The following is a 7401-nucleotide window of genomic DNA, read 5'->3' on the forward strand; positions in this document are numbered from 1 at the left end:
CGGACGGAGTTGAGAATCCCATGACCACACTCGATCCCGACACCCTGCTGCGGCTGCCGGTGCACAACGGCCACGCCCTGGTGGCCGGGCTGAAGCGGCACCGCAACCGCCCGGTGCTCACCCTCGGCGACCACATCCTCACCGGCGGTGAGGTGCTCGACGCCATGAGCCGCTACATCGACGCCTTCGCCGAGCACGGCGTCACCACCGGCACCCCGGTCGGCGTGCTCGCGCTGAACCGGCCCGAGGTGCTGTTCACCATCGGCGCGGGCCAGATCGTGGGCTCGCGGCGCACCGCCCTGCACCCCATCGGCGGCCTGGACGATCACGCGTATGTGCTTGCCGACGCGGGCATTTCGACGCTCATCCTGGATCCGGTGCCCGCGTTCGTGCAGCGCGCCCGGGAACTGGTCGACATGGTGCCGACGCTGACCAAGATCCTGGTGCTGGGCCCGGTGCCCGAACTGCTCGCCGATGTCGGCGTGGATCTGCTGGCGACCGCCGACAAGTACGCGCCGCATCCGGTGGAGGCGGTGGAGCTGCTGCCCTCCGATGTCATCTCCATCAGCTACACCGGCGGCACCACCGGCAAGCCCAAGGGCGTGATCGGCACCGCGCTGACGATGAACACCATGACGCAGATCCAGCTCTCGGAGTGGGAGTGGCCCAAGCGGCCCAAGTTCCTGATCTGCACGCCGCTCTCGCACGCGGGCGCGGCCTTCTTCCTGCCGGTCGTGCTGCTGGGCGGGCAGTGCGTGGTGCTGCCGCGCTTCGACGCCGGAGAAGTGCTGCGCGCCATCGAGGAGCACAAGATCTCGGCGACCATGCTGGTGCCGTCCATGCTGTACGCGCTGCTCGATCACCCGGACTCCCAGACCCGGGACCTGTCCTCGCTGGAGACGGTGTACTACGGGGCCTCGGCCATCGACCCGAATCGGTTGCAGGAGGCCATCGATCGCTTCGGGCCGATCTTCGCCCAGTACTTCGGGCAGTCCGAGGCGCCGATGGCGATCAGCTACCTGGGCAAGGACGAGCACGACAAGGAGCGGCTCACCTCGTGCGGGCGGCCCTCGGTCGCGGTCCGGGTGGCGCTGCTGGACGGCGAGGACAAGCCGGTTCCGCAGGGTGAGGTCGGCGAGATCTGTGTCTCCGGGCCGCTGCTCGCCGCCGGCTACCTGAATCTGCCGGAGGTCACGGCCGATACGTTCAAGAACGGCTGGCTGCGCACCGGCGATCTGGCCCGCCAGGACGAGGACGGATTCCTGTTCATCGTCGGGCGTTCCAAGGACATGGTCGTCACCGGCGGGTTCAATGTGTTCCCGCGCGAGGTGGAAGACGTTGTCTCCGAACACCCGAAGGTGGTCACCGTCGCGGTGGTCGGTGTGCCGGACGCGCATTGGGGCGAGGCGGTGACCGCCGTGCTGGTCCTCGACCCCGCCACCGCGGCCGATCCGGCCGCGATCGAGGTGGTCACCGCCGAGATCCAGGCCGCGGTCAAGCAGCGCAAGGGTTCGGTGCAGGTGCCCAAGCACGTGGTGGTGATCGAGGAGCTGCCGCTGACCGGGCTCGGCAAGCCGGACAAGAAGGCGATCCGCGTGCTGGCTCAGGAGCGCCTGGGCATCGCCTGATTTCCCCGAGGGCGCTCGGCTAGGCGAACTTCCGGGTTCGGATCAGCCGGGCGCCCCGGCGGGCGCTGTCGATGCCCGCCGCCACCACGGCCCGGGTCACGAAGTGCCCCAGGGCCGTTGCCACGAACATGGCCGCGATCAGCACCGGTGCCCAATTCCAGCTCAGCGCCAGCATCATGCGATCGAAGGTGCCGCGCGGCTGCACCACCGGCTCCCAGCTGTTCAATCGCACCCAGCGGCCCAGGAAAACGCCTATCGCGCACAGCAAATGGATCGCGAGCGTCACCGGGGTGCGCAAAGCGCCCAGTCCGCGCGCCTCCAGGAAGCGGCCCAGCTCGGCCAGCACCAGGTAGTAGGCGACGAAACCGGAGGCGATGAACGCGCCGTAGACCGGCAGGATCGTCGTCACCACCGGGCCGTTGCCGGCCGCGCGGATATCGTCGCGCAGGTGCACCAGATCGGTCACCACATAGGGCGCATTGGGCAGGAACAGCAGCAACAGCACCGATCCGCCCCACCACACCGGCGAAATCGGTAGTCGCCGTTCGTCATCGCGCGCGCCGCGGAACACCAGCAGCGCCAAAGCCACCGGGATCCAGGCCAATACGGTGTTCCACACCATCCAGAACAGATTCCGGTCCAGCACCCCCGCAAGGCTCGGCGCGACCGTCTTCACCGGGTCCATTCGTTCATGATGCCGATCGCGGCGCGGCGCGTCATGCGAGTTGGCAACACCCTTTGGCAACACTCCTGCCACCGACCCGCCCGCACTGTCCGCGACAGGCTGGTCGACAGGTGGCGACCAGCTGTTTTACGATCGTATTATGCGGCCGTGGGATATGAGATTCCCGAGTGGGCCCTCGACGTCGCGGCCCGGCTCGGCATCGCACCCGAGGAGATCATGCGGGTCCTGACCGGCCCGGGCCGGCGCTGGCCGCGACCGGTGCGCGGGACGGGCGGGCTGCCCGCACTCATGATCATCGGCCGCACCGGCGCGGGGCAGCCGCTGGCGGTGGTGGTGCGTCCGCTGTCGCAGTGGGACCAGCAGGTCGTCGGCGTCCGGCCGGTGACCGGAAGGCTTCTCGCCCAGTTCGAACAATGGGAGGCGGACCATGACTGACTATCCGGACAAGGGCTACCCGCACACGGCCGACGAAGCCCGCGACTTCCTCGACAGCCTCACCGTCGACGAGGACGCCCCCGAACCCGACCTCCCCGGCCCCGACACCCCCGTCACGGTGCTGCGCACGGTCCGGCTCCCCTACGCCATGGATCAGCGCATCCGCGCCGAGGCCGACCATCGCGGGGTGAGCATGTCCGACCTGATCCGCGACTTCCTCACCATCGAACTGGCCGCCCTCGACGACGACACCCCCATCAGCCGCGCCGACGCCCGCCGGGCCCTCAGCGCCGCCCTCGCGAATCTGTCACCCGTGCAACGTCATCCGCGGTAACCCTGCCGCGCACGACGAATCGCCCGGGCACCGATGTGGTGCCCGGGCGATTTCAGGAGCTTGGGCTAGGAGAACTTGATTTCGAGGCCGATGCCGAGAATGGAGATCAGCCAGATCAACCCCAGGAAGATCGTGATGCGATCGAGGTTCTTCTCGACAACAGTGGACCCCGACAAGCTCGACTGCACACCACCACCGAAGAGGCTGGACAGACCTCCGCCCTTGGCCCGGTGCAGCAGCACCAGCAGCACCAGCAGCACACTGGTGATAACGAGGAGGATATCCAGGAACATCCGCATGGCCGACAGTGTATGCGGTCGATACCGCACACCCCGAATCAGGCCAGGAACCGTTGTGGCCAGGGGCATACGGTGACGGCCGAAACCAAAAGATGATCTTGCCGAGCCGGAACACCCCGATGAGGCGCCTGCTCAACGCCGCACAAGCCAGAGCGCAGTCGCGAGTACGACCAGCACGGACCAGACAACCCAGGAAACGGGACCTGCATGCACCGCGACCAGCACCGCGGCTGCCACGGCAAGCACGACGACTGTGGATGTTCGCATGAGGAATTGTCTCAGCCCTCGTCGAGACTCCGTCATCGAAAAGGCCCCGCCTTCTCCGGGCGGCGCTATGACCTGAGCTAAGCCGCTATGACCATTGAGCTAAGCCGACGAACCTGCCACGTCGGGCGGCGGCCCGGACAGGGCGCGGCCGGTGAGCAGGGCCGCACAGGTGCCGGTTGTGGCGCAGCCCAGCACGATCGACCACGCTACCGGTCCCAGTGGTACGCACCCGAAGAACCGGTTCACTCCGGGCACCATGATGATCGTGGCGAGGACTACGGAGCTGCCTGCCACGGTCACCCAGACCAGGCGGCTGTGCCGGCCGATCACCAGGGTCTGCCCGAGCTGCGTACCGATCAGGGCGGCCAGTGCCATCGTTTCCGCGCGGCGGCGCCGGCCGGTGGCGCGGCCGAGCAGCCATGCCGCGCCGGCGCCGATGGTGGTGCAGGCGCCGCGCACGGCGACGGCTTGCAGGAAGTCGCTGCCGATACCGGGCGGTGGCCCGAGTGTCCTGTCGGCCGTTTCGGTGTCGTCGGCGGGCCGGGTGTCCGAGAGTGTGAGCGCCATTGCCGGACCGAGGTCGGTGAGCAGGTTCACCACCAGGAATTGCCGGGTGCCGATCGGGGCTCGGCCGGACAGCAGCGTGCCCAGGACGGTGAACGCCACCTCACCGGCGTTGCCGCCGACCAGCACGCCGATCGCGTCGCGTACTCGCTGCCACATGCCACGGCCCTCGGCCAGTGCCTCCTGCAGCACGGTGAGGTCGAGGACCTTGCCGGTGTCGGTGAGGATCAGGTCCGCGGCCTCCCGTGCGGCGACCGACCCGCGAGCGGCCAGCCCGATACCGACATCGGCGGTGCGGATGGCGGCCGCATCGTTGCTGCCGTCGCCTGCCATCGCCACCGTGTGCCCGCGGCGTTGCAGTGCGGACACGATGCGCACTTTGTGTTCAGGCGATACCCGCGCGAAAACCGTTGCCTGCTCGATGAGTTCGGCTTGGCCATCCTCGTCCAGCAGGTCCAGATCGGCCCCGGTGGCCACCGTGTCGGCGGGGATGGCGAGCTGTTCGGCGACCGCGCGCGCGGTGACCGGGTGATCACCGGTGATCATCCGCACGCTGATGTCATTGCGGGCCAATTCGGCAAGCAGTTCCAGTGCCTGCGGGCGCGGGCTGTCGGCGATACCGAGGAAGCCGAGAAGGGTGAGTTGCTCGATCTCTTCGGTGAGATCGCGGGGAGCGGAGGCGAAGTCGCGCCGCGCCACCACCAGCACCCGCAGCCCCTGCGCGGCCAGCCGGCGTACCGCCGCCTCCGCGGCGGCGCGGCACTCGGGCATGAACGGCCGGGCCTCCCGGCGGCCTTCGTCATCGGTGCGCAGGACGTGATCACAATGCGGCAGCAGCACTTCCGGGGCGCCTTTGACGGCGAGCCGGATGTGCTGACCGGTGTTGCCCACCGCCGCGGAGTAGCCGCGGAAGCTCTCGAACGGCAACTCCTCGATCGGAGCCCAGGCATGGGGCGGTCTGTGGCCCAGATATGTGTGCGCCGCCTCGACGACAGCTCGGTCGGTGGCGTGTACCAGTGGGGCATCGTCAGGGTTGGGGCAGGCGTAGGCGGCGGCGCGGAGCAGCCCCCGCGACTGTGGCGTGCTCGCGAGATGGTCGCTGTCCCACGTCTGGTCGAGATCGGCAACCGCGACCAGCCGCAATTGTCCCTCGGTGAGGGTGCCGGTCTTGTCGAAGCACATGGTGTCGACGCGGCCGAGTGCCTCGATGGTGCGGCTGGAGCGGACCAGCACGCCGCGGCGGGACAGGCGGCGGGTGGCGGCCAGTTGGGCGACCGTCGCCACCAGCGGCAGTCCCTCGGGGACGGCGGCGACGGCCACGGCCAGCCCGTCGGCGAGGGCCGGGCGCAGCGGCAGCCCACGCAGGAAACTGGTGACGGTTACGGCGGTTCCGCCGCCGAGGGTGAACGGCAGCACGCGTTCGGTCAAGCTGCGCAGCTGTTCCTGCACACCGCCGCTGGGGGGCGGCCCGGCGGCGGCGAGGGCACGACCGGCCTCGGTGGCGGTTCCGACCGCCACCACGACCGCGGTCGCCTCGCCGCTGACCACGACGCTGCCCTCGAACACCATGCCGGTGCGTTCTGCCAGCAGGGCGCCGGGTGTGGCGGGGGTCTGCTTTTCCACGGTCACGGTCTCGCCGGTGAGGCCGGACTCGTCCACTTCCAGTCCATCGGTCTCCAGCAGCCGCGCATCCGCGGGGACCACCTCGCCGGTGGCCAGAGCGATCACATCACCAGCCAGCAGACCGTCCGCGGGAGTCTCGATTTCGCCGTCCTCGGTGAGCCGCCGAGCGGTCAACCGCTCGCCGAGCAGGAGTTTGTCCAGCGACAGCCGGGCGCGGCGGCGCTGCAGGGCCGACACCGTGGCATTGAGCCCCAGCACCGTGCCGACGAGCACGGCGTCGGTAGGCGAGCCGAGCAGCGCGGAGGCGACCGCACCGACACCCAGCAGTGGGGTCATCGGATCGGCCAGCTCGCGGCGCACATCGGCGACCAGACCGGCGAGACTCGTTGCGGGCGTGGCCAATCGCTGCGATATCCGGCTGACGACGGTGGTGACGTGCGAGCGAGGCGGCGGCGCCGACCGGTGCGGGGCGGGTAGGCGCGCCAGCACCTCGTCCGGTTCCAGTGCATGCCACGGCACCAGCCGCACCTCGGCCGGCCCGGTCGCGCGGGCGGCCCGGCGCCCGCCGTTCAGACCCGTTGCCAACCCCATCAGGGTGGCCGCCGTGACCGGGCTGGTGGCTCGCGCCGCGCGAGACTCCGCGGGACCGGACGCGAGCAACAGACCGCTGAGCGTGGCCGCCGACAGCGTCAGGACCCGGCCGCGCTCACTGACATTGCGTGCCTGGCCGGTAGCGGCGATGATCTGCCGTGCCGAACTCAGATCCGGGCACACCACGTCCGCCTGCCAGGGGATGCGTGCCGGAGCGCCGGGAGTCCGGGAGGCGATACCGATGCCCAGATCGGCGGCGGCCAGGGCGCGATGCGCCTCGCCACCGACCACCGCCACCACGTGCCCCTGCTGTTGCAGTCGCCGTACCAGCCCGGACACCGACCCGCCGGCGAGCACGAATTCATCGGCGCTGCGACGCAATTCGCCGGTGCCCTCGTCACCGATGAGCACCACCCGCAGGCCCGCCTGGCGGGCGGTGGACAGCAATCCGGCAGCACCCGGATGTGGCTCGCTCCCGATCAGCACCCGCCCGACCACGTGTCCGTGCTCGTGCAGCAGGTGCCAGCGCGGGCCCCCTGGATCGCTGTCCGGGCCGGGAGGATCGGTGTCGCTGCCGAGTCGCGGGCCGGCGTCGGTGTCCAGATGCAGATTCTCACGCCGATGCTCGGGTGGTGGTGGGATGGGCAGTTCCTCACCATCGCACCAGAGCAGCCGCTGGGCGGCGCTCCACACGTGCTCGACCGGCCAGCTGTCGTCGCGGGATTCGGCGTCGAGGACCACCGCGCGTTGACCGCGCACAGCATCCCGGTCGACGACCACCGCGGAAACCCGGTCCATGCGGCGCCACATGAACGGATCGAGGGTCAGCACGCCGCGCGCCGCCATGAGGGTCGACAGCGCACCGGCGAAGGTCTCGCGACCGGCCCGCGCCGCCTTCGGTACGCCCGCCGCCACGGCGTCGGCGGCGTCGGCGGGCGCGCGGGGGCGGCCGCGCGGTGCCGGCGCGGTCGGCGC

General features: G+C 70.0%; 6 protein-coding genes. 3 read left to right on the top strand and 3 right to left on the bottom strand.

Annotated features, from left to right (window positions below; translation table 11 throughout):
* Positions 1–20 precede the first annotated feature (20 nt).
* The gene (gene fadD8 / locus ACWEKS_RS29890) at positions 21–1628 is read left to right on the top strand and encodes a fatty-acid--CoA ligase FadD8 (RefSeq protein ID WP_452343169.1); all 1608 of its coding nucleotides are present in this window, start codon (positions 21–23) and stop codon (positions 1626–1628) included.
* A gap of 19 nt (positions 1629–1647) precedes the next feature.
* Here the strand turns inward: fadD8 and ACWEKS_RS29895 are convergent, their stop codons facing one another.
* Positions 1648–2313 (bottom strand): DUF1361 domain-containing protein, encoded by a 666-nt coding sequence (locus ACWEKS_RS29895; RefSeq protein WP_452343170.1) that lies wholly within the window; start codon positions 2311–2313, stop codon positions 1648–1650.
* 147 nt (positions 2314–2460) lie between these two features.
* On the opposite strand from ACWEKS_RS29895, the gene ACWEKS_RS29900 reads away from it, so the two are divergent.
* Positions 2461–2748, top strand: coding sequence for a hypothetical protein (locus ACWEKS_RS29900; protein WP_354846545.1), 288 nt, complete (start codon positions 2461–2463; stop codon positions 2746–2748).
* A complete protein-coding gene (locus tag ACWEKS_RS29905) occupies positions 2741–3082 on the top strand; it encodes a hypothetical protein (RefSeq protein ID WP_452343171.1) in 342 nt (113 codons plus the stop codon). The genes ACWEKS_RS29900 and ACWEKS_RS29905 overlap by 8 nt, the downstream gene beginning before the upstream one ends.
* A 65-nt stretch (positions 3083–3147) precedes the next feature.
* Here the strand turns inward: ACWEKS_RS29905 and secG are convergent, their stop codons facing one another.
* Both secG and ACWEKS_RS29915 read right to left on the bottom strand, forming a co-directional pair.
* Positions 3148–3381, bottom strand: coding sequence for a preprotein translocase subunit SecG (gene secG, locus ACWEKS_RS29910; protein ID WP_040858416.1), 234 nt, complete (start codon positions 3379–3381; stop codon positions 3148–3150).
* A 366-nt stretch (positions 3382–3747) separates the two neighbouring features.
* The coding region (locus ACWEKS_RS29915) for a cation-translocating P-type ATPase (protein ID WP_452343172.1) at positions 3748–7401 on the bottom strand (3654 nt) is incomplete at its 5' end.

This window comes from Nocardia sp. NPDC004711 (assembly GCF_053601595.1).

What these genes read in the sequence shown, in the direction of transcription:
- secG (WP_040858416.1), bottom strand. Translation starts at nt 3,381, where the DNA reads ATGCGGATGTTCCTGGATATCCTCCTCGTTATCACCAGTGTGCTGCTG.
- ACWEKS_RS29895 (WP_452343170.1), bottom strand. Translation starts at nt 2,313, where the DNA reads ATGGACCCGGTGAAGACGGTCGCGCCGAGCCTTGCGGGGGTGCTGGAC.
- fadD8 (WP_452343169.1), top strand. Translation starts at nt 21, where the DNA reads ATGACCACACTCGATCCCGACACCCTGCTGCGGCTGCCGGTGCACAAC.
- ACWEKS_RS29905 (WP_452343171.1), top strand. Translation starts at nt 2,741, where the DNA reads ATGACTGACTATCCGGACAAGGGCTACCCGCACACGGCCGACGAAGCC.